Below are 23197 nucleotides of genomic sequence, written 5' to 3' on the forward strand. Positions count from 1 at the left end.
TCACCTCCTATTTATTCAACAAGCTCAGCTTTCCATTCATCTTTAATATCGATTCCTAAAATAGAAGCCGCTTTTTTATTCATAACCAGTTTTAAATTTTGTGGAACTTGAACAGGTAAGTCTGCTGGCTTACTTTCACCTTTTAAGATTTTGACAGCCATTTGTCCTGCTTCGTAACCTATGTCGTAATATTCAAAGCCGTATGCAGCTAAACCACCTCGTTTAACAGAGTCAAACTCAGCTACCATCACGGGGATTTTATTGTCGTTTGCAACTGAAATTACGGATTCAAGCGCAGAAACAACCGTATTATCTGTAATGATGTACATAGAATCTACTTTACCAATTAATGATTCAGCTGCTTGTTTCACATCTGCTGACGTAGCAACTGACGCTTCCACAACCGTCATATCCATACCTTTTAACATTTCTTTTACTGCATCTACTTGAGCACGAGAGTTTTGTTCTCCTGAGTTAAATACCATTCCAACCTTTTTTGCTCCCAATTGTTCTTTTAGGAACTTCATTGTATCGGAAATCGCATCTGGATGAGCATCAATGGTACCTGTTACATTACCTCCTGGACTTTCCATTGATTTAACTAGTTCTGCTCCAACGGCATCTGTCACGGATGTGAAAACGATTGGAATATCTGATGTAGCACTAGCAGCCGCTTGAGCACTAGGAGTAGAGTTTGCAAATATTAGATCAACCTTTGCACTGACAAGATTAGTCGCTATTGTTGTGTTAGCACTATTATCCCCTTGAGCGATTTGTGAATCATATTCTGCATCAATTCCTGCATCTTCTAAAGCCTTTTTAAAACCATCGTAAGCAGCATTAAGAGATGGGTGTTCTACAATTTGAGTGACGCCTATTTTATATTTCTTCGAGGACCCCGCCTTCTCCCCACCATCACCACATGCTGCAAGTATTAATGTAGTACTAAAAATAACAGCCATCATTTTTTTCCAACTGTTCTTCATTCTATTTCCCCCTAATAACGTTGTTTTATTTTGTATTTATGTGAATCCAAATAAGAAAAGCGCAAACGTCTATGTCTGCCCCGACAGGCAAATAGGGAAGTGTAGGTCTGCAAAGTTCACCACATCCTGTGGCAAAGCAGACATGACCCGCATCGTGCGGGCCCAGGAGGCAGCTTCCCAGCCGCCACAGCTTTTTCACATTTGACCCCGATGGGCAAGGCGCTGTAGTCTGGACAGTTAATAAATAGAAAAGCATATACTTTCTAATTAAAATAATTTTTAATATTCCGTCTATTTTAGATACAAACGTACATATGACTTATTCATTAATCTGCTATTTTACAAACCTTTCTTTTTAACAGGTGCAGTATGAATTGCTTGTCCGATTAGCCCTTCTACCACTTCAAGTAATCCTTCGTTGAATCCTGGATGTGCATAGTTAGGGAATTTTATATCTTCTTCTTTCGCGGCCATTTCCAGCAATTGTACAAAGGAACCTGACATTTCAACTGCCCCTTCTCCAATCATATGAATGCCTTGAATGATTTCAGTAGTTGAATCAGAAATAACTTTAATAAACCCATCCTTTTTGCCAGTGATCGTTGCATATCCATTGCTACCAAGAGCAAATTGACTGACTCGAATAGGCAACGCCATATCTCGTGCCCTTTGTTCTGTGAGCCCTACAGAAACGATTGGAGGGGTTGTATGCGCAACAGTAGGTAAAAAGGTAAGGTCAACTTCTGTTTTTTCCCCTGCAATGAATGCTGCTGCAGCTTTTCCTTGTTTAATTGCTTTTACTGCAAGCATTGGGCCTTCCGTTACATCACCAATTGCATAGATAGAAGGAATTGATGATTGCATATTTCCATCTATCTTTATGAAACCTTCATCTGTTTGTTCAATTCCGAAACGACTTATTCCTAGACAATCTACATTAGGTTTCCTTGTTCCAGAAACAAATAAATGAGATCCCCTAATCTCCTCTTCTACCTGTTTCTCTGTCAGAAACGTTATTGAAATCTGATCTTCCGCCTCATTTGTTGAAAGGTGTTCCATTTCTTTGTGCACGTTGATTTTACGCTTTTTAAATAAACGATTTAATTCTTTATTAATGGATTCATCGAAAGGAAAACCTTCTTTGTTATCTATCACTACACTAACTTTTGCTCCTAATGATGCAAAACTAGAAGCAGCTTCAAGTGCAATGTAATCTTGCCCTCTTACAATAAGATGCTCCGGTATCTCTTCCAATTTAAATAGTTCATGCGGAAATAGAGTTCTTTTCCCTTTTACTTTCATAGTAGTTGGTAGAATTGGGGAACTACCCGTTGCGATAATTACTTGATCAAATTCAAAAATATCAAATTGATGTCCTTTTTCTACACCAATTTTGTCTACTGCGAGGAATGTAGCTTTCCCTCGTATTATCTCAATTTTGTTTACCTTACATAAACTTTCTACGCCAGACCTAAGTTGGTGGATGACTTTAGCTTTATAAGTACTTAGCTTTTTGAAATCGAATAAGTTTTCTGTGCTTTCAATACCAAGTTCTTGCAAGTGAGAAATTTCTGAGCGTTTGGCTGCAGCATGTGTATAAACTTTAGAAGGAATGCATCCTTCATTTAGACAAACACCACCCATTTCATCCTGTTCAATGAGTGTTACGGAGAGCCCCAACTGCGCTGCCCGTATAGCAGCACTGTAGCCACCTGGCCCTCCTCCAATGATTATAAGATTTCGTTCTTGACTAATTTCCCCAACAACCATTTTATATCATCTCCATCATCAGTTTGTGGGGTTGTTCAATTAGGCTTGCAAATCGATTTGTAAATTTAACGGCCGTCGCACCATCCGCAACACGGTGGTCAAACGCCATGGAAAGTGTCATGATATGTCCGATCACGATTTCATCTCGTTCATTGACGATAGGTTGTTTTTTCGTTTTGTGAAAAGCAATAAGTGCAGTTTCAGGATAATTAATAATTGGGGTTGCACCCGTACTACCTAGTGGTCCAACATTACTCACTGTAAACGTACTATTTTGCATTTCAAACGGTTGTAATTTTCCATCGATAGCTCTTTTTGTTAAATCTTTGGCTTCATGATGAATCTCTTTAATCGATTTCTTATCGGCATCATGGATAACAGGGACGATTAAGCCGCTTTCCGTGTTTGTTGCGATACCAATATGATAGTTTTTCTTAAGTAGTATCCTACTATTCTCTTCATCTAGTTCCGCATTGAATATTGGGAAGTCCTTCAATGAAATAACAAGTGCTTTAATAAGGAATGCGGATATGCTGACTGATTCACCAGATGTTTTCAATTGCTCCTTCATTTCAAACAGTTTTGTCATATTGACTTCATCAAAATGAGTGACATGCGGGATTGTAAAGAGTGATTTCGTCATCTTTTCGGCAATCTTTTTACGAATTCCTCTGAAAGGAATTTCATCAGGAGTCACTTGAACAGCAACTGCCTGTTTCACATCTTTTACTGATACCTTCTCACTTTGTAGGCCTTTTAAGAACCGAAAAACATCTTCTTCCTTTACTCTTCCTGAAGGATCAGATGCTTGTACTTCTTCCAGATTTATATTGTTGTCTCGTGCGATTTTTCGTGTATATGGTGCAGCAAGTACTCGTTTAAAAGTATTAAGAGGTGGTTTTTCAAGTGTAGGATTTGCCTTTTTCTCCGAAACTTGTTTCGTTTCTATCGATGACTTTTGTTCTAGCTGCGTACCCCCACCTACTTCAATGTAGAGTAAACTTGTTCCTACCTGAACAGTTTCACCAACTTCAATAGGAATTTTTTTCACAATGCCTGAGCAAGGCGATGTGAGTTCAGCGACCATTTTATCTGTTTGTACTTCAACAAGTGGCTGATCCGTGCTTACCGAGTCTCCAACTTTGACTAAGTAATGGATCACTTCTCCTTCCGTCATTCCTTCCCCGATATCATGCAGCTTTACTTCTAGCATTCCATTTCCTCCTTAAAAATGAACCACTTTTTCTATTCCTTCAACGACGCGTGCCGGTGTTGGTAGATAATGTTCTTCTAATGCAAAGAATGGAACCGGTACATCAAATCCCGTAATACGTTCAATTGGAGCTCGGAGGTAGAGGAAAGCTGTATCATTAATAATCGATACGATATCATTGCCAAGGCCACCTGTATTATGCGCTTCATGAATGATGACCGCTCTCGTCGTCTTTTGCACGGACTCCGCTATAATGTCACGATCAATTGGATACAATGTTCGCAGATCGATAATTTCACAACTAATTCCTTTTTTCTCTGCCTGTTCTGCTGCTTTTTCTGCAATTGAAATCATTGCTCCCCAAGCAATTAGGGTTACATCAGTACCTTCCCGCACTATTTTTCCTTTACCAATTTCCACCTTATATTTCCCTACAGGTACTTTTTCTCTTTTTGCGCGATAGCTTTTCATTGGCTCCAAAACTAACACTGGATCAGGGTCTTCCATCGCTGCAATCAATAACCCCTTTGCATCGTATGGATTAGATGGACAGACAACCTTGATGCCTGGCATATGTGTGAATAAGATTTCTGTACTGTCGGAATGTATTTCTGGCGCACGAATCCCTGCTCCGTATGGTGCTCGGATAACCATTGGCACAGTAAAACGGGACATTGTTCTCATTCGAATACGCGAGACATGTGTCATTATTTGTTCGTATGCAGGATAGATAAAACCGAGAAATTGGATTTCTGCCACTGGTCTAAAACCATTAACCGCAAGTCCAATTGACGTACCGATAATCCCTGCTTCTGAAAGCGGTGTATCGACTATCCGTTCTTCACCAAACACTTCCTGAAGTCCCTCAGTTGCACGGAACACCCCTCCGTTTTTACCAATATCTTCACCGAGTATGATTATTCGCTCATCCTCTTCTAGCATCAAACGCATAGCCTCATTAATCGCTTGAATTAACGTCAGTTGTTTCGTCGTTTCTGTTTTTTGATCCGACTCTTTCAATTGTGCCATTCATTACTGCCTCCCTAAATGTGATAGGTACGCCTCTTTTTGTTCAGCGAGTTGAGCTGGCATTTCAGCGTATACATGATTAAAAACGTCCTCTACATTCGGCGGCGGAAACTTTTCCATCTCTTCTACAGCCGTTTCGACTTCACTACTCGTTTTTTCTTTAGTAGCTTGAACCCACTCATCATCCCAGTAGCCGTAATTTTTCATAAATAACTCTAATCGTGCAAGAGGATCAGCAAAATTTTTTCCTTGTTTTTCAGTTCTGTATTTAGAAGGATCATCCGCAGTTGTGTGTGCACCTTTTCTCCAAGTAACCGCTTCTATTAACGTCGGCCCATTACCGGCACGGGCATGGTCAAATGCTTTTTTCGTTTCAAAATAAACTACAAAACAGTCATTACCATCAATCCGCAGCCCAGGCATCCCATAAGAAACTGATTTTTGCGCTATCGTTGCAGAATTCATCTGTTTTTCAGTTGGAACGGATATCGCATACCCATTATTTTGATTAAAAAAGACAACTGGCACTTTGAACACACTTGCAAAATTCAAACCTTCATGGAAATCACCTTCCGAAGTAGCACCATCGCCAAAATAGGCTATCGCTACATTTTTTGTCCCTCTCCTCTTTTCAGCCCAGGCAGCTCCTGCGGCATGAGGGATTTGAGTCGCAATTGGAACAGCTGGCGGGAAAATATTTAGATCTGGAGGAACTACACATCCTTCCACCCTTCCATTCCAGTACAAAAACGTTTGAACCATACTTTTTCCAAACGTGATTGTCACACCATGATCTCGATAAGTTGGGAATACCCAATCGTCAGCATTTAATGCAAGTGCGCTACCTACTTGTGCAGCTTCCTGCCCTTCAAAAGGCGCATAAGTTCCTAGACGGCCTTGTCGCTGCAAGTTAATCGCTTTTCTATCAAAAGCCCGAACTCGTAACATGTGATAATACAGATCTTTAACCAATTGTTCATCTATTTGTTTTTCAAAGCTCGCATCCAAAAGAAGGCCTTCATCATCTATTATTCTTTTAATAGGATAGTTATGTTCCACTTAACTTCTCTCCAATCAGGATGGTTTGTTAAACGACCATTTTGGTTTCTTCGGTGCTGAGAAAAAACTATTCTGTTTCCCTCGGTTTGCTATTCTTTTCTCACACATGGCATTTGCTGATTCCTCTGTTGTTTTCCCACTACTTGCAGCATCCTTATACACTTCTAGAATTGCATCGTATATATGTTTTGTCTTGGCAAGCACTCGTTCATGATTAATGCCATACAATTCATCTGCCACTTGAATGAGACCACCAGAATTGACGATATAGTCTGGGGCATATAAAATCCCTTTTTCTTGCAACAACTTACCATGTCTATCATTTAATAACTGATTGTTTGCCGATCCTACAATTGCTTTAACTTTAAACATAGGAATTGTAGTGTCGTTAATAATCCCACCAAATGCACATGGAACGAAAATGTCCGCTTCTTGCGAATAAATATCATCATTTGCAACAATTTGTACTTTACCAGGTGTTTTTGCTGCTACTTCCTCAATTGCCCGCAGACTTTCTTCGTTAATATCCGTTACGTAAATGTGGGCACCTGCCTCCAGTAATCCAGTAGCAACTTTGAATCCAACCTTCCCTAGGCCTTGAATGGCATAAGAATGTCGCCCTAATTCGTCACTTCCATATAGCAACTGATTGGTCGCCTTAATACCGTACAAAACACCGGCTGCTGTTGGTATAGATGAATCCCCACCGCCTCCATATTCCTCAGGAAGCCCATTGACAAAGTTCGTTTCTTTCATCGCGTGAATGAAATCATCCATTGTCGTTCCCATATCCGTCCCTGTATAAAAACGTCCACCAAGCGAGTTTACAAATTGACCGAACGCACGGAATAACTCTGGTGATTTATCTGTTTTAGGATCACCAATAATAACCGCTTTACCTCCCCCAAAGTCAACGTCCGCAGCTGCACATTTATACGTCATTCCTTTTGAAAGACGTAGAGCATCTTCAAGCGCTTCTTCTACGCTGTTATAAGGTTGCATGCGACATCCACCGAGTGCTGGTCCAAGCGTTGTGTTATGAATTGCAATTATTGCACGTAAGCCAGTGGATGGATCATTACAAAAAACCACCTGTTCATGTTTAGCCATTTTATCGAAAAGATCAAATTCTTTTGTCATTGATAATTTATCTGCCATTATCATCTTTTAAGCCCCCTTAGCGATTTCTTCATATATTAATTAACTTCTTTTTTCTTAATGAAGTGTTGAAGCACTCTTCAGTTTTTCAGCAATCATATCTTTTGGTAAAATTACTTGTTTCACTTCACCTTTACCAATCATTCTCAAATCATTGTATGCGGTTACTTTTGTGATTACTGCATTATCTTCTAGTTCCACTAAAGTTGCTGTCAGCGTAACTGTTGAACCGAGAGTGGAAGGTGCTAAATGGTTTAACTTAACCGCAGCTCCCATTCCCTCTTCATCGTCATCCAAAAAAGGAAGAATGATTTTCCTAGAAACCCATTCCATATGATATGTCATCGCGACCGTTGAATAGACAGGATGAACAACTTCCCCTTCAAATGAAGCAAACATATCCTCTGTTACAATTATTTCTATCGTTTCTTCTCTACCTAATTCCATACCCTGCTTCATCATTTCACCTCTGTTTACTATATGGTTGATCGTTGATAAAACAGAATGGTGTTTCTACAATTCAATCCACCATTCCATAATATTTTGCAAACGCTTACAAAATTAACAACACGTTCTTTTTTTTTGCATAACACTATTATAACGTAATAGTATCAATTCGTAATACGCTAGTCAATATAATAATCAGAAAAATCTATGTATTTCGAATTAGTTCATTCCTAGATAAACTAAGACAAGTGCAAAAGTTCTTTAAGTGCATTTTGTCTTAACTAATTCCTGGGTGCTTTGAACGAAACATTGACTACACTATTACCGAGGGAGTTTTTATGCATCGTGAAGTGACTGCGTTACTTCACGCTCCACCTTTTTCGGTAATCTTGTGGTAGATGTTTATCCGTTGCCCTCTTGGAATGTTTAGAGGCATGGTAAATATGGTTTGGATAATGAGTGATGAGATCCTTTCCCTACTCATTTAAAAGCATCCGAAGATACAATTTCGGATGCTACACGCTTCTTTATTAAGTGAATTTTCACTTGGTGTTCCACCGACCATACCGATGCTGTGGAAGAGCTACACTTTTCAGGGGGCGAGTGTTGTGCTATTTCCCTAATAACCTCTTTAATTCCTGCGAAGTTCTTGTCATTCGATTTTCCGCTTCTATCATCATTTCATCGATTAATTCTTTTACTGTTGGAATGTCCTCAATAAGACCTGCGATTTGACCGCTATTAATGAAACCATTTTCCATATCCCCTTCAATCGCACCTTTGATATGTTGTTTTTCCGATGTCATTTCACTAAATTGCTCCATTGTCATTCCCGCTTTATCCAACTCATCCAATTTCATCGCATATGGTGTCTTTAAAATTCTTCTTAAGCGGCCTACACTTCTCCCGATAATCATCGTTTCAGTATCACTTGCTTCCACTAGGTTTTGCTTGTACACATGGTGGAAAGGTGCTTCCTTTGTTGCAATTAGGCGAGTACCAATTTGCACACCACTTGCACCTAGCATAAGGGCTGCTGCCAATCCTTTACCGTCGCCAATTCCCCCTGCTGCAACAACAGGAACTTTTACATGCTTTACAACTTGCGGGATGAGGGTAAATGTAGTTAACTCTAAGTTTGAGTTAATCCCCGCCGCTTCAAATCCTTCCGCCACAAGTATATCTGCCCCAGCTTCTTCAGCTTTTTGTGCATGCTTTACAGAAGCTACAAGTGCTATAACTGTTACACCATGTTCATGCAGTAATGGTATATAAGGCACCGGATTTCCCGCTGATAATGAAACAATCGGAATGTTATGCTTGATAATAAGCTTTAGCAACTCGTTCACATAAGGCGAAACACTAATTGCAATGTTTATAGCGAAATTCTTATTTGTCAGCTGTTTCGTTTCGAGTATTATATTCTCTACTTCCTTTGGCGTCATAGTTCCACACCCTATTGTGCCAAGACCCCCAGCTTCTGATACAGCTGCAGTGAGCTGCGCATTGCTAATATTGCCCATTCCACCTTGAATAATTGGAGAAGTAATTTTTAGTTTTTCACAAATATATATCATTTTCCATCCACCTCTACTTAAATATGTTATATTAAAAATAATAGAATAACAATTCCAATTACTTTAAGGTGGGGGTAAAATAAATGATTATTACGTATAAAGGAAATAAACCTAAGTTAGATCCGACTGTTTTTGTCGCACCGGGTGCAAAAGTTATTGGAGAAGTGCAAGTTGGAGAAGAGTCTACGATTTGGTTTAATGCGGTGCTGCGAGGAGACGAAGGATTGATTTCAATTGGAAAAAGATGTAGCATCCAAGATAATTCGACCATTCATTTATATGAAGATGCGCCAGTTGTAGTAGAAGACGAAGTTACTGTTGGGCATAATGTCATTCTACATGGCTGCAAGGTTGGAAAACGCTCGATTATCGGAATGGGTTCTACTATTCTGGATCATGCCGAAATTGGGGAAGAGTGCATTATTGGCGCTAACACATTAATACCACCTGGAAAGAAAATTCCACCCCGTTCACTAGTCGTTGGTTCGCCAGGAAAAGTAGTTAGAGAATTAAACGAAAAGGATTTCGAGATTATCCAATTATCCATTGATACGTATGTTCAGAAAGGATATGACTATAGAGAAATTCTTCAAAACGGGGAATGCAAATGAAAGAATAGACACCTTCCATAGTAAAGCAGCAGCCAAAATTACAATATTGGCTGCATTTTCTATTTGGCTAGGAATTTAAAGGGCAAAATTGGAAGAGAGCAACCAGCGGCATGGTGAAAGCAACCAATACTACACGAGAGCAACAGATTCAATTATAAAAGCAATCAGTTTCTTCATGAAAGCAACCATTTCTCAATAGGAAGAGTTAACTTGTGAAACTCTCGTATTAACAAAAAAGGTATTGGTTTATTAACCAATACCTTTTTAAAAATGTTTTTTATTTATCTAATCCCATTCTAGCAATTCACTTATTGTTCCGCCTTTTATTAAACATGTCGAAAGTTGTTAATCCATGAGAAGCGGATGATCATCTGCATCGTATTCTTTGTCTTTACAACGCATATCATTGTCTTCTTGGAATACTTCTTCGAAAAAGCGGCTTGCTGATTGTGCGAGCAATTTATAATATTGCTCGAATAAAAGAGCAGCATGGTTTCCACTCCAAATTTCTGGGAGTAGTTCTTTCGGTAGCCCAGGATCAGTAAAGAGAAATTTGCGGTATTCATGGACGAGGTTTGTCCGTTCTACAAAACACTCTGCATCTGTCATTCGGCCATCGTTCATCATGCTTTGGTGGACTATATATTGTTCACTATAGGTTGAAATAAATTCTTTATATTTCCCATCGATTTCTTGAAGTGGCCAGCTTTTTTCAACAAGTTCTCTGTTTGCCTGCGGTCCTTTGTATTCGGATATGAAGAAATCTACATATGCTTGTATGTCATATTTTTTAATAAGAAATTGTACTTCTTTTTCAAGATTGTTCGGTGAAATCCAGCATCCATTGGAAAAACTTCCAAAACCACTCCATAATAGCTCTTTGCGGAGTTCATCACGGATTTGTCTTTTTTCTTCTGGAATTGTATACATAAGCATACGCCATTTTCCGTCCCAATCATTTGGCATTAATTTAAAAATCCGAATCGCCGCTTCTTCCATTCGTGCTTCTCCACGTGTAGTCAGAAAGTAATAACTCTTATTTCCTTTCTTCTCAGATTCAAGCCAACCTTGTTTCATCATTCTGGACACGGCTACTCGAACCGACTGTTCATTGTGGCCAAATTCCTTCAATAATCGGATCAAGCTGCCAATCCATATTTTATTGCCGTAATGGCGGATATAATCTCCGTAGATTGTAAATATCATTGATTGCGTATTTGACATATAGATTCACTCTTTCTTTTTCTCTATCTAACAATATATCACGCTTCTTTCCGTCTTTCATTATTTTGTTATAAGAATTCAAATGCGTAACAGCTAAATAAAGAGTTAATTATTTCCCAACAAAGATAGGTTTTCTTTTCTCACTGAATGCATGTAATGCTTCCATTCGATCCTCGGTTGGAATTGTTAACTCGTATGCCTTGGATTCAATTGCGAGCCCAGTTTGCAAGTCGGTGTTCATTCCTTGCGTTATGGCATATTTTGCTTGCTTGATCGCTACTGGACCATTTCCCATCATTTCGTAGGCAAGTTGTTCACAAACAGCAAGAAGGTTCTCTTTCTTCGCAGTTTTCAAAACGATTCCAAGCTGTACTCCTTCTTCTGCTGTAAATTTCCTTGCAGTGAAGATGAGCTCTTTCGCTTTCATTTCCCCGACTAGCCTTGGCAGTCGTTGTGTTCCACCCGCTCCTGGGATGATAGCCCAGCTCGTTTCCGTTAGACCCATTTTCACTCCTTCAGCTGCAATAGAAAAGTCACAGGCAATCATCAATTCAAATCCACCGCCGAATGCATAGCCGTTTACTGCAGCAATCGTCGGCTGCGGGAGATTTGCAATGCCGTTGAACACATCTCGAATCGCTTTCACATTTCTTCTAACTTCTGTTTCGTTCAATGTTTTTCGCTCTTTTAAATCAGCACCTGCACTAAATGATTTGTCACCTGCTCCGGTAAAAATGACTACTCTTAATTCTGCATCTAGTGAAATCGCATCTACAACTTTTTGAAGTTCATGTAATGTTTCGTAATTAAAACAGTTCAATGCTTCTTCACGATTAATAGTGACATATCCAATACTGTTTTCTTTTTTTAGTAAAATAGTTGTCATAGTGTCGTCCCCTTTTTGATTAAAAGACTGCCCCACTTTCGCTTTTGCTCTCCTTTTTTTCAAAAGAGCATTGACGCTTGAAGGACAGCCTTATTCAACTTTCTATTCCGGTATACGTTCAAAAATCGTTGCAATTCCTTGACCAACTCCGATACACATCGTTGCTAATCCAAATTGAACATCCTTTTTCTTCATTTCATACAAAAGTGTCGTTACAATGCGAGCACCACTCGCACCTAAAGGGTGTCCAAATGCGATTGCTCCGCCATTGACGTTTACTCTTTCAGTGCTTAATTCTAACTGACGTATGCACTTCAGTGATTGGGAAGCAAAGGCTTCATTCAATTCAACCAGGCCAAGATCTTTAATCGTTAGCCCTGCACGATTTAAAGCTTTTCTGGTAGCAAAAATTGGCCCAAGCCCCATAACAGAAGGTTCAAGTCCAGCTGTTGCTCCTGTCACATATTTTGCTAAAGGCTTCAAATTCAGTTCTTTCGCTTTTTCTGCACTCATTAGTATTAAAGCAGCTGCACCGTCATTAACGCCTGAAGCGTTGCCTGCCGTAACGGTGCCACCTTCAAATAATGGTTTAAGCTTCCCAAGCTTTTCAAGTGTTGTATCTGGCCTCGGATGTTCATCTTGATCTACAATGATTTCATTTCCTTTACGGTCTTTATAGACAACTGGAACGATTTCTTCAGCAAATCGGTTTTCTTCCATTGCTTTTTTTGCACGTTGCTGACTTTCGAACGCAAATAAATCCTGATCCTGTCGGGTTATATGATACCTCTGCGCTACGTTTTCAGCTGTTTGCGGCATCGTATCTACACCATACATTTCTTTCATTTTTTTATTGGTAAAACGCCAGCCGATTGTTGTATCTTGCAGTTCCATATTGCCTCGTGGAAATTCTTTATCTGGCTTTGCCATGACAAGTGGAGCACGAGTCATGCTTTCTGTGCCACCTGCGATGTAAATATCTCCTTCACCGACTGCAATTGCTCTTGCTGCGTACATGATTGCATCAAGCCCGGACCCACATAGACGGTTAATAGTTGTGCCTGCGACTTCGACTGGCAGACCAGCTAACAATCCAGACATGCGCGCAACGTTGCGATTATCTTCACCAGCTTGATTGGCATTTCCGAAAACAACTTCTTCAATTTGTTCTGGGGCTATATTCGTATTCCGTTCAACAAGTGCTTTAATAACGATAGCGCCCAAATCATCCGGCCGTACATCTTTTAATGCACCATTGTATCTTCCGATAGGCGTGCGGACAGCATCCACTATGACGACTTCTCTCATTTCTTAACCAACTCTTCCTTTGTTGTATAGTCGTATACACCTTTGCCGGTCTTTCGTCCAAGTCGCCCTGCTTTGACATATTGCTCGAGGAGAGGTGCTGGGCGATATTTCTCCCCAAGCTTTTCGTGTAAATAGTTCAAGTTATTCAACCGCGTATCTAGTCCAACGAGATCGACGAGTTCGAATGGACCCATTGGATAATTCAATCCTAGCTTGATTGCTTTATCAATTTCTTCTGGAGTGCCCAGTCCTTCTTGGAGCATGTAAAATGCTTCATTGCCAACAAGTGCACTAATCCGGCTCGTTACGAACCCAGGAAATTCATTGATGACGACTGTTTCTTTACCCATCTTTACAGCTACTTCTCTAATTGTTTCTGCTGTTTCATCGCTCGTTTCTAACCCACGAACAATTTCGACAAGAGGCATTTTATGTACAGGATTAAAAAAGTGCATCGCAATTGTTTTTTCTGGGCGTTTACCAAAAGAAGCAATTTCCGTTGGGCTCATCGTTGAAGTATTTGTAGCAAAATAACAATGACTCGGAGCATATTCTTCTATCGTTTCAAACACATGTTTTTTAATTTCCGTCTTTTCTGGAACAGCTTCAATGATTAAGTCAGCAATTCTAGACGCTTTTTTCAAGTCGATTTCATAAGTTAAATTCCCACGTGCCTGGTCGGCTTGGTCAAATGAAATTTTCCCAAGCTTTATACCTTTTACAAAAATACTATCTATTTCTTTTTTCGCATTTTGTAATGCAGAATCATTATTGTCGACGAGTGTCACTGCATACCCACCAACCGCTCCAACATAAGCGATTCCTCTTCCCATCACACCTGAACCTATGATTACAATATGGTTAATCATCTTTATCCTCCTTTGATAATGAAAGAAGACGGACAGGGGTATGAATGATCCCTGTCCGTAATCCCCCTCTATTTTTACATAACAAAGCATAAACTTTTCTCCGTAGTATCTGTCCAGACTCCTTGGCCTTGCCCCTCGGGGTCAAATGTGAAAAAGCTGCTCCTGCGCAAGCTCGTCGCAAACAAGTGCGTTTGTGGTGGCTGGAGAGCTGCCTCCAGCGCCCGCAAGATGCGAGTCATGTCTGCTTTGCCACAGGATGTGGCGAAATTTGCAGACCTACACTTTCCCCATTTGCCTGTCGGGGCAGACATAGGCGCTTCCGCTTTTCTATTTACAGTCCGAACGGATTTAGTGGACGACTGCCATAGTATGATAAAATACTTTTCGTTTCTGAATAAAGATCAAGCGTTTCGATACATAGCTCGCGTCCAAACCCGGATTGCTTATAGCCACCAAATGGTGTCCCTGGGAATGCTGAGAATGGACAGTTTACCATGACAATCCCTGCTTGGATCTGGTTTGCAACACGTGTGGCACGTGCACCGTCTTTGGACCAAATCGCTGAACCTAATCCAAACTCAGTATCGTTCGCAAGTCGGATAGCCTCTTTTTCATCTTTAAATTTCATCACAACGACAACCGGACCGAAAATCTCTTCTTTTACAACCGTCATATCGTGATTTACGTTTGCAATAATCGTCGGCTCATACCAGAATCCATCTTCATACCCTTCTGGTCTCGCAACATTACCGCCAACAATAATTTCCGCCCCTTCTTTTCGAGCAGATTGGACGTAACCATCGATTGTATCTAGTTGACCTTGATCGATAATTGCCCCCACATGTGTTCCTTTATCAAACGGGTTTCCTAGCTGTAGTTTTTTTGTTTTTTCAACAAACTTGCTCATGAAGTCATCATAAATGTCTTCGTGCACATATAAACGGGAACGTGCTTCACATGATTGACCCGAGTTGTAGAATATACCAAATAAAGAACCATCTACTGCAGCTTCCAAATCCGCATCTTCAAATACGATATTCGGTGATTTTCCACCGAGCTCAAGTGTGACCCGTTTTAATGTTAGAGATGCTTTGCCCATGATGTCTTTACCGATAGGTGTCGAGCCAGTGAAGGCTACTTTATCAACTTGCGGATGCTCCACTAAGAAGTTACCGATTTCAGAGCCCGAACCCGGAAGCACGTTTACCACGCCCGCTGGAACACCTGCTTCCAGACAAATTTCTCCAAGAATAATAGCTGTCAGTGGAGTGAGCGATGCCGGCTTCACAATTACCGAACAGCCAACTGCAATTGCAGGTGCCACTTTCCAAGCTGCCATCATGAGTGGGTAATTCCACGGGATAATTTGCGCGCAAACACCAACAGGCTCCTTCTCCGTGTAGTTGTGGAATTGTCCCGGTACATTGTTCACCGTTCCGCGGTGACCAACAATTGCGCCTGCATAAAATTCAAAATCCTCAATTGCTTGTGAAACTTGACCTTGAGCTGCGTGTAGAGATTTACCAGTATCAAGAATTTCCAATTCAACAAGTTCATTGAAACGAGTGCGCATAATAGCTGCGATCTTATTCAGTACCTGCGCACGACGGCCAATTGTTGACTTTTTCCACTTGCCATTATCAAACGCATCACGGGCAGCTGCGATTGCTTTTTCAGCATCTTCTTTTGATGCTTTTGCAACTTCTGCTACAAGTGCACCTGTTGCCGGATTATATGTTTTGATCGTTTCACCTGTACTGCTTTTTACTTTTTCTCCGTTAATAATCAAATGATAAAAGTCACGCTTCATCGCTTCTTGCTCCATTTTACTTTCAGCAATTTTTGTCATATGCTTAGCACTCCTTATTGTCCTGAAAAAACAGGTTTTCTTTTTTCCATAAATGCATGGACACCTTCCCGATGATCATTTGTTAGACCAGCAATTCGCTGTCCTTGTGCTTCTTGCTCCAGATAATCTTCAAAAGAAAGTTCCGTAACCGCTTTCAACGAACGTTTGATTAATCCAATTGCTTGTGTTGGCAAAGCAGATAGTCTTGCTGCAAATACAGAAACGTCTTCTTCCCAAGTTTCCATTGGAATTAGTCTGTTCGCTAGACCCATTGCTACTGCATCTGCAGCCGACACTTTTTCTCCCAAAATGGAGAGTTCCGCAGCTTTCGACTGACCAACTAGCTGCGTTAAATAATAAAGATTACCCGAATCCGGAATAAGTCCAACATGTATGAAAGCGTTCAAAAAACTCGCACGTTCCGAAACAAGTCGAAAGTCACAAGCAAGCGCTAGGCTGAATCCCGCTCCAGCTGCTACTCCATTTACCGCAGCGACAATTGGTTTTTCACATTGTCTCATTTGCTTAATCATTGGTCCGTAGTGGTCTCTTAGTACTTGACCATGATCCATATGCTCGTCAACTTCTGCTAAATCCTGACCAGAACAAAATGCCCGTCCTTCACCTGTAATGACAATACATCGAACTTGTTCATCAAAAGTAGCGGCTTTGATCGCGTCTTTCACTTCCCGATTCATTTGTGCAATAAATGCATTCAATTTATCCGGTCTATTTAAATAAAGCCATGCAATACCGTCTTTAACGTCATACCGAATCGTTTCAAACATGCAATAACCTCCTTACTTCCCTTGATAATTCGGTTTTCTTTTTTCTACAAATGCATTCATGCCTTCTTTTTGGTCTTCTGTACCGAAGAGTAGGTAGAAGTTTTTTCGTTCATATTGCATCCCTTCATATAAAGAGTAATCCACTGCTTTGTTAACCGAATCTTTAATGAGGCGCAACGAAAGAGGCGGTTGTTTCGCTAGACGCTCTGCGAATTTCATCGTCTCTTCTATTACTAGCTCAGGTGCAACGATTTTATTGATAACCCCGTGTTTAAGAGCCGTCTCCGCAGAGATACGCTCTCCAGTCCAAAGCCATTCCAGCGCTTTCGTACGGCCAACAAGTTTCGTAAGCCGTTGCGTTCCTCCTGCACCAGGCATGACGCCAAGTCCTACCTCTGGAAATGAAAACTCCGTACCGTTAGCAGCGATTAATAGATCACAGCAAAGCGCAAGCTCAAATCCACCGCCGAAAACGAATCCTTTTACTGCACCAATAATTGGTTTTTTTATAAGTGCAAAACGATCCCAATCAGCAAATTGATTTAGTAGTTCCAGACTAATTGGATTATCATCCATCATTTCATCAATATCTGCTCCTGCTGAAAAAGTCCGTCCTTTACCAGTAAGTACCATGACACGAACGTTTTCATCTCGGTCGAAACCTTCCAACGCCGTGATAATTTCACTGACCATTTTTCGATTCAATGAATTTAACTGACGAGGGCGGTTCAGTTCAATAACTGCCACATTTCCCGTTAAGGAAGTTTCAATGAATTCGAAACGGTTCATTACGCTTCTTCACCAATCATTAATGTGACAAGATCTCCTGCAAATCCCATTAAGTCCTTGCCAGATGCTCTTCCTTCAGGTGAACGTAGCCCTTCTTGCAGTGCATCCAAACTATCGTAATGCATTTCACAAGTAAGATAGTATTTTCCTTCTCCCCCCATTGGAGATCCTGTCACTTTGGTCACTTTCATCTCTCGAAGTCCTGGAATTTTCGCTGTAAGGGGTGCATGCACGTTGAAATAATATTCGTCAAAAACCTCTTTGTTTTCAGGGTGTTTATACAATGCGATTAATTTAGCCATTTATATTCTCCTCACTTTACATTAATGTAGAAACAGGTTTCATTGCTTCAAAAACGTTTTTACAGCTTTTACAGTACAAAATACTTCTACAAGCTGTCGGTCCGAAAATATTTTCCATCGTTACATAAGTTGAACCGCAGTATGCACAATCCACATGCCATGAGCCGTCTTCCTCCAAATGACGAGGTGGCGGAGCAATTCCAAACTTCCGTAGATTCACATGCCCTTGCTCCGTTATTCGGTCTGATGTCCAAGGAGGATGAAAGACGAACTCTACTTCAACTTCATCCACTTCTGGAAGCTTTTTTACCGCTTTCATCGTATTCAATTTGATAATTTCGAGTGCGGGACATCCCAAAAAAGTCGGAAGTAGAACTACCTTTACGTTATTTCCTTCCGTAGTGACTTCCCCCACCATACCAAGATCAATTATGCTGATAGAGTCAATTTCTGGATCATTTACTCTTTTAAGTACTTCCAATACGCGCCCGGCAGAAACTTCTACAGATGCAGTCATTCAGCTCACCTCTTTCCATTTTCGGATTACCAGGTTGCTACTGGGTCAAGTTTGTAAACTTCAGATAGTGTTAATAATGCTTCATTCAAATCTTTCGTATGTTCACCGTTCCGACCGTTTTTTGTAGGTTGTTCTGGAATCGGCGGCACTTTCATTTGAAGAGCACTGAATACTGGCTCGATGCTTGCCTTCCATTTCTCTTTCAATAATTCTTCACTAGCTATTAATCTACTTGTTTCTATTACTTGTTTTTGGTTTCCATAAGAAAATACATCCCCAAAGTCTCCCATTACAAGTTCTATTGCATCGTTCATTTTCTTCTTTGCAACATCCGTAGAGCTTAATAATTGTTTAAACCAAGTTTCCCAGTGCAATCTATGATAATAAAGTTCCATTTTCACTTTTACAGCCACTTCTGCAATTGGGCTATAAGAGCTTTCACTAAGCGAATCAACTTTCACTTTTTTCGCTTGGGTGTAAAAATAACTCCTTACAACTTGATAGGCCCAATCATACTGGGGTGTTTCCATATAATAACCTTCTCCGTTTACTCGCTCCGTCAAAACGCTGTTTCTTCTTTCCTTTACCGGGCGTAAATGGGCAAGGTCATCGGCATTACCCACTTCCAAATCTTCTAGAAGTTTATAATACATGGCTGCATGACCCATACTGTCTTGGCTAATGGAAGAAGATGCAACGTCTTCCTCAATATGAGGAGCAAGTCCGAGCCATTCAGATCCTCTGTAGGCATACAAAAAATCATCGTCAGCCAGTTGGAATAATAAGTTCGTTATTGCTTTTTTATACTCCGGACTCATGATAGAATCTTTTTCGGTCATTTACGTTCCCCTCCCCATGACAGAATCTCTTTTTCATCCAGAATTTGCTGCTCGTATTGACGCCATTTTTTCTTTAAATAGCCGTAGCCTTTTGTCGTACGATAATCTTTATTGTCAAGTCTGCTTAGTGTTAACTTCTCTTCCGCATCCATCTTTCGGATATTCTTTCGATTCACAATCCAAATGTCAGCAACCGGTTCGCGGCGCATGAAATTCTCCTGTGCCAAAATAAATGCCATATCTTCATTTGGAGCTAGTAAGCTAAATTGGTGTTGGAATGCAGAGCTTGGCGTTCGCTTGCTAAAAACTTCATATTCTTGATAAAATGTTTTTTCATCCGCCATTTATCCTGACTCCTTCCTCTAATTGACCGCCACACTTAGCGCATCGCGCACCCATGCATTATTTTCGTACGAAGATCGGCGTAAGTTCAGACGTGCTTGTGAACGTGGTCCTCCGTTTTTAATAATTTTCTTGAATTCATTCCAATCCGGTTGTTTATACGACCATAGTTTACTTTCTTCGTCGAAATGGAGAGTGGAATCCGGAATTGTCAATCCAAGTGATAAAATACGTGGAATGTATTTGTCAAAAAAGATTTGCCTGAAGTCTTCGTTTGTTTTCGTTCGAATTTTATATTTAATCGTTAAATCTTGTTTCGAAGAACCTGTCGTTTCTTTGCTTGCAGGTCCAAAGAACATGAGAAGGGCTTCCCACCAACGACTCAGAGATTCTTGAATCATCGCTTTTTGCTCATCTGTTCCTTCTGCAAGCGCCATGATGATCGATTCGCCATGCTGCGCATGAAACACTTCTTCTGCACAAATGCGCTGTAGTGCTCTCGCGTATGGTCCGTATGAAGCACCAAGCATATTGGTTTGAGTAATAATAGCCGCTCCATCAACGAGCCAACCTATGATTCCTGCATCCGCCCATGTTTTTGTTTCCATATGGAAAACATTATGGAATTTTAAATCACCATTGAATAGATCCTGCATTAAATCCCCACGATTTTTTCCATAAGGTAAAAGTAAGTCTTCCGTTACGCGTAGAAGTAACTGACCGTGACCCATTTCATCCTGCACCTTTGCCATAATGCCAAGCTTTCGAGAAAGGGAAGGAGCTTTAGGCACCCATTCCTTCTCAGGTAGCGCTCCCATTATTTCACTTATCCCGTGCATGGAAATTAATTTAATTAATGTGATCCTGTATTCTTCCGGCATCCAGTCATCTGCTTCAATCTTGTCGCCTGCCTCAATACGCTGCATGAAATGAGCCATTTGTGCTTCTTCCGAAAAATTGTGTACACTCGACATATGTAATCCCTCCTTTATTTAAGTTATGCATCGTTGTTACGTAGTATAACACTTTCATAACGTCATTATATTATGACGTTATATAAGTTGCAAGTTAATTCTGATAATTTAAAACAGATTAGTAGGACTACTTTTCCTTCCATTAAACGGTTCTTCTAAAAATTTATACTACTTTTTCCGTCTCTTTCTCAGGTTTATCCATAACACTTGTACTGTGAATCGGCTGAACTTTTGATGACGGGTCGATATATACTTTTGCATTACTAATCGCTGTTGGTGCTTCGCCAAATCCGCTCGCTATCAACTTTACTTTTCCTTCATATGAGCAAATATCACCGGCAGCATATATTCCTGGAATATTCGTTTCCATTTTTGAATTGACGACAATGCTGTTTTTCTCCAAATTAAATCCCCAATTTTTGATTGGACCAAGAGAAGATACGAAACCATAATTGACAATGACATCGTCCACGTCAATGACCTTCATTTCTGTACCTTTTACTTCATTTAACACGACATGCGTAATTTTATCTTTACCAATAAACTCCGCGGGTACGAATGGAGTCAGTACATCGACAGTAGAAGTCATCAACGTTTCCACTGTATGTTCATGCGCGCGGAATTTATCACGGCGATGTGCTAACGTTACTTTTTCTGCAACTGTTTCCAACATAAGAGCCCAATCCACTGCAGAATCTCCACCACCAAATAGTTGTACTTTTTTCCCTGCAAATTGCTGTAAATCATTGATAAAATAATGCAGATTGCTTTCTTCGAATCTAGCGGCATTTGGAAGATCCAGCTTCTTCGGTTGGAATGCACCATTTCCAGCAGTAATAATGATTGTTTTCGTAAAATGTGTCTCTTTATTCGTCACGAGGTTAAAAGTATTGTCTGGCTGTCTTTCTATTTCTTGCACAGCTTCATTTAAACAAACCGTTTGTTCAAATTGAGCCATTTGTTCCTTTAATCTATCAACGAGTTGTTGTGCTGTTATCTTTGGGAAACCCGCAACATCGTAAATATACTTTTCCGGATATAATGCGGATAATTGTCCTCCAAGCTGCGGGAGGCTTTCGATAATTTTGCAAGACATATTTCGAAGACCTGCATAAAAAGCAGTGAATATGCCAACCGGTCCTCCTCCGATTACGGTAACGTCAAAAACTTCATTGTTGTGAGACAAATTCAATTCCTCCTTCTAAATGGGCTTAGACTCCAATTACCTTCTGATCTCTGTTATCTACAACACGAATCGCTTTCCCTTCTGATCTTGGTATCGTTTTAGGTAGATTGAAAACGATATCCATAGACACTAAACAGGTCGATTTCATCAAATTCTGAACTTTTCTTTGCAATTGAATTACCCGCGAATCGCTCAAATCACCAGCAATCGTTTCATAGAGAATGCTATCAATTTCTACATGGAGCTCTGCGCTGTCCATAGCGTCTTTTCTTATTAAATGAATTTGATAATGCGGCACTAAATTTTCTACCTGTAAAAGAACCCGTTCTACTTCCGACGGGAAGACATTCACCCCGCGAATAATCATCATGTCATCTGTGCGACCTTTTACTCTCGACATTCTAGTTGTGGTTCTGCCGCATTTGCACTTCTCACGTGTGATGGATGAGATATCACCTGTGCGATAGCGAATAATTGGGAGGGCTTCCTTTGTTAAACTTGTAAAAACTAGTTCCCCTTCTTCCCCATCAGCAACAGGTTCTAGCGTTTCAGGATTAATAACTTCAATGTAAAAGTGATCTTCCTGCACATGTAAGCCATTTTGTGCTTCGTAACATTCAACAGATACACCTGGTCCAATAATTTCACTCAATCCATATATATCAATTGCTTTCAAATGGAACGTTTGCTCAAGTTTTTCTCGCATTTCTTCCGACCAAGGCTCTGCACCGAAAATTCCATACTCCATGGAAGACTGCCCTGGATCCATACCTCTTTCCCTCATTTTCTCCGCTATGTTCAACATATACGAAGGTGTTGCACATATGCCCCTTGGTTTAAAATCTTCTATCAACGTAATCTGTCTTTCCGTATTTCCTCCAGACATAGGTACAACCGCTGCTCCAAGCACTTCCGCCCCGTAATGAAGTCCGATTCCTCCTGTAAACAAACCGTAGCCATATGCGTTATGGAAAATATCCGACCTTTTTCCACCCGCAGCCACAATTGAACGTGCTACAACTTCAGCCCACATGTCTATATCTTTTGCTGTATATCCAACGACTGTAGGCTTACCGCTCGTTCCAGAAGATCCGTGTATTCGAACTACCTCTTCTTGTGGTACTGCGAATAAACCGAATGGATACTGATCCCGCAAGTCCTGTTTTAACGTAAATGGTAACTTTGATAGATCCTTTAAACTTTGAATATCATTCGGAGTAATTCCAACCTCTTTAAACTTTTCACTATAAAATGGCACATGTTCATAAACTTTTCTAACCGTCTTGCGAAGGCGTTCAAACTGAAGGGATTCCATCTCATGGCGCGACATTGTTTCTACTTGTGGATTGTACAAACATCATTCCTCCTCAAATTAAATAATATAAACCTATATATAACACTTAAATAACGACGGTATAATAATTAGTAATATTATATTAGATTAATAGTTAGAATCCTATAAGTCAACGCAAAA

Annotated in this window: 23 protein-coding genes; 1 reads left to right on the forward strand and 22 read right to left on the reverse strand. The window is 40.3% G+C overall.

Features of this window, described 5'->3' with window-relative positions; all coding sequences use genetic code 11:
• Nucleotides 1-11: 11 nt before the first annotated feature.
• From PB01_RS18855 to PB01_RS18890, 8 genes are all read right to left on the reverse strand, one after another.
• Entirely contained in the window at nucleotides 12-986 is a 975-nt protein-coding gene (locus tag PB01_RS18855; RefSeq protein ID WP_151701606.1) for an ABC transporter substrate-binding protein, read from the reverse strand.
• A gap of 339 nt (nucleotides 987-1325) precedes the next feature.
• The gene (locus PB01_RS18860) at nucleotides 1326-2756 is read right to left on the reverse strand and encodes a dihydrolipoyl dehydrogenase family protein (protein ID WP_151701607.1); all 1431 of its coding nucleotides are present in this window, start codon (nucleotides 2754-2756) and stop codon (nucleotides 1326-1328) included.
• Between the two features lies 1 nt (nucleotide 2757).
• Nucleotides 2758-3969: a dihydrolipoamide acetyltransferase family protein gene (locus PB01_RS18865; protein WP_151701608.1), complete on the reverse strand. Its 1212-nt coding sequence runs from the start codon at nucleotides 3967-3969 to the stop codon at nucleotides 2758-2760.
• 12 nt (nucleotides 3970-3981) lie between these two features.
• The gene (locus PB01_RS18870; protein WP_151701609.1) at nucleotides 3982-4998 is read right to left on the reverse strand and encodes an alpha-ketoacid dehydrogenase subunit beta; all 1017 of its coding nucleotides are present in this window, start codon (nucleotides 4996-4998) and stop codon (nucleotides 3982-3984) included.
• Nucleotides 4999-5001: 3 nt separating this feature from the next.
• Nucleotides 5002-6057 (reverse strand): pyruvate dehydrogenase (acetyl-transferring) E1 component subunit alpha, encoded by a 1056-nt coding sequence (gene pdhA / locus PB01_RS18875; RefSeq protein ID WP_151701610.1) that lies wholly within the window; start codon nucleotides 6055-6057, stop codon nucleotides 5002-5004.
• A 15-nt stretch (nucleotides 6058-6072) separates the two neighbouring features.
• Nucleotides 6073-7221 carry a Leu/Phe/Val dehydrogenase gene (locus tag PB01_RS18880; RefSeq protein ID WP_151701611.1) on the reverse strand — a complete coding sequence of 383 codons (1149 nt, stop codon included), beginning with the start codon at nucleotides 7219-7221 and terminating at the stop codon, nucleotides 6073-6075.
• Between the two features lie 51 nt (nucleotides 7222-7272).
• Entirely contained in the window at nucleotides 7273-7674 is a 402-nt protein-coding gene (locus tag PB01_RS18885) for a thioesterase family protein (protein ID WP_151701612.1), read from the reverse strand.
• Between the two features lie 599 nt (nucleotides 7675-8273).
• On the reverse strand, nucleotides 8274-9239 hold the full coding sequence (locus tag PB01_RS18890) for an NAD(P)H-dependent flavin oxidoreductase (RefSeq protein ID WP_151701613.1): 966 nt from the start codon (nucleotides 9237-9239) through the stop codon (nucleotides 8274-8276).
• A gap of 83 nt (nucleotides 9240-9322) precedes the next feature.
• Between PB01_RS18890 and PB01_RS18895 the strand changes: the two genes are divergently transcribed.
• Nucleotides 9323-9850: a gamma carbonic anhydrase family protein gene (locus PB01_RS18895; RefSeq protein WP_151701614.1), complete on the forward strand. Its 528-nt coding sequence runs from the start codon at nucleotides 9323-9325 to the stop codon at nucleotides 9848-9850.
• Between the two features lie 345 nt (nucleotides 9851-10195).
• Here PB01_RS18895 and paaX read toward each other — a convergent pair whose 3' ends face one another.
• From paaX to PB01_RS18965, 14 genes are all read right to left on the reverse strand, one after another.
• Nucleotides 10196-11074: a phenylacetic acid degradation operon negative regulatory protein PaaX gene (gene paaX / locus PB01_RS18900; protein ID WP_151701615.1), complete on the reverse strand. Its 879-nt coding sequence runs from the start codon at nucleotides 11072-11074 to the stop codon at nucleotides 10196-10198.
• A gap of 109 nt (nucleotides 11075-11183) precedes the next feature.
• Entirely contained in the window at nucleotides 11184-11960 is a 777-nt protein-coding gene (locus PB01_RS18905) for an enoyl-CoA hydratase-related protein (RefSeq protein ID WP_151702121.1), read from the reverse strand.
• A 102-nt stretch (nucleotides 11961-12062) separates the two neighbouring features.
• Nucleotides 12063-13268 (reverse strand): 3-oxoadipyl-CoA thiolase, encoded by a 1206-nt coding sequence (gene pcaF, locus PB01_RS18910; protein WP_151701616.1) that lies wholly within the window; start codon nucleotides 13266-13268, stop codon nucleotides 12063-12065.
• Nucleotides 13265-14137, reverse strand: coding sequence for a 3-hydroxyacyl-CoA dehydrogenase (locus PB01_RS18915; protein WP_151701617.1), 873 nt, complete (start codon nucleotides 14135-14137; stop codon nucleotides 13265-13267). Before PB01_RS18915 ends, pcaF begins: the two co-directional genes overlap by 4 nt.
• 331 nt (nucleotides 14138-14468) lie before the next feature.
• Entirely contained in the window at nucleotides 14469-15986 is a 1518-nt protein-coding gene (locus tag PB01_RS18920) for an aldehyde dehydrogenase family protein (protein ID WP_151701618.1), read from the reverse strand.
• Nucleotides 15987-16000: 14 nt separating this feature from the next.
• Entirely contained in the window at nucleotides 16001-16774 is a 774-nt protein-coding gene (locus tag PB01_RS18925; RefSeq protein ID WP_151701619.1) for an enoyl-CoA hydratase-related protein, read from the reverse strand.
• A gap of 12 nt (nucleotides 16775-16786) precedes the next feature.
• Nucleotides 16787-17563, reverse strand: coding sequence for an enoyl-CoA hydratase/isomerase family protein (locus PB01_RS18930; protein ID WP_151701620.1), 777 nt, complete (start codon nucleotides 17561-17563; stop codon nucleotides 16787-16789).
• Entirely contained in the window at nucleotides 17563-17865 is a 303-nt protein-coding gene (locus tag PB01_RS18935; protein ID WP_151701621.1) for an EthD family reductase, read from the reverse strand. Before PB01_RS18935 ends, PB01_RS18930 begins: the two co-directional genes overlap by 1 nt.
• Before the next feature lie 16 nt (nucleotides 17866-17881).
• Nucleotides 17882-18382: a 1,2-phenylacetyl-CoA epoxidase subunit PaaD gene (gene paaD / locus PB01_RS18940; protein WP_151701622.1), complete on the reverse strand. Its 501-nt coding sequence runs from the start codon at nucleotides 18380-18382 to the stop codon at nucleotides 17882-17884.
• 26 nt (nucleotides 18383-18408) lie between these two features.
• The gene (gene paaC / locus PB01_RS18945) at nucleotides 18409-19221 is read right to left on the reverse strand and encodes a 1,2-phenylacetyl-CoA epoxidase subunit PaaC (RefSeq protein ID WP_151701623.1); all 813 of its coding nucleotides are present in this window, start codon (nucleotides 19219-19221) and stop codon (nucleotides 18409-18411) included.
• The gene (gene paaB / locus PB01_RS18950; RefSeq protein WP_151701624.1) at nucleotides 19218-19565 is read right to left on the reverse strand and encodes a 1,2-phenylacetyl-CoA epoxidase subunit PaaB; all 348 of its coding nucleotides are present in this window, start codon (nucleotides 19563-19565) and stop codon (nucleotides 19218-19220) included. The genes paaC and paaB overlap by 4 nt, the downstream gene beginning before the upstream one ends.
• A gap of 18 nt (nucleotides 19566-19583) precedes the next feature.
• Nucleotides 19584-20537, reverse strand: coding sequence for a 1,2-phenylacetyl-CoA epoxidase subunit PaaA (gene paaA, locus PB01_RS18955; RefSeq protein ID WP_151701625.1), 954 nt, complete (start codon nucleotides 20535-20537; stop codon nucleotides 19584-19586).
• Nucleotides 20538-20700: 163 nt separating this feature from the next.
• Entirely contained in the window at nucleotides 20701-21723 is a 1023-nt protein-coding gene (locus PB01_RS18960) for an NAD(P)/FAD-dependent oxidoreductase (protein ID WP_151701626.1), read from the reverse strand.
• A 25-nt stretch (nucleotides 21724-21748) separates the two neighbouring features.
• Complete coding sequence (locus PB01_RS18965) at nucleotides 21749-23053, reverse strand: phenylacetate--CoA ligase family protein (protein WP_192797569.1); 1305 nt, start codon at nucleotides 23051-23053, stop codon at nucleotides 21749-21751.
• Nucleotides 23054-23197 lie beyond the last annotated feature (144 nt).

This window comes from Psychrobacillus glaciei (assembly GCF_008973485.1).
Taxonomy (GTDB): Bacteria; Bacillota; Bacilli; order Bacillales_A; family Planococcaceae; genus Psychrobacillus; species Psychrobacillus glaciei.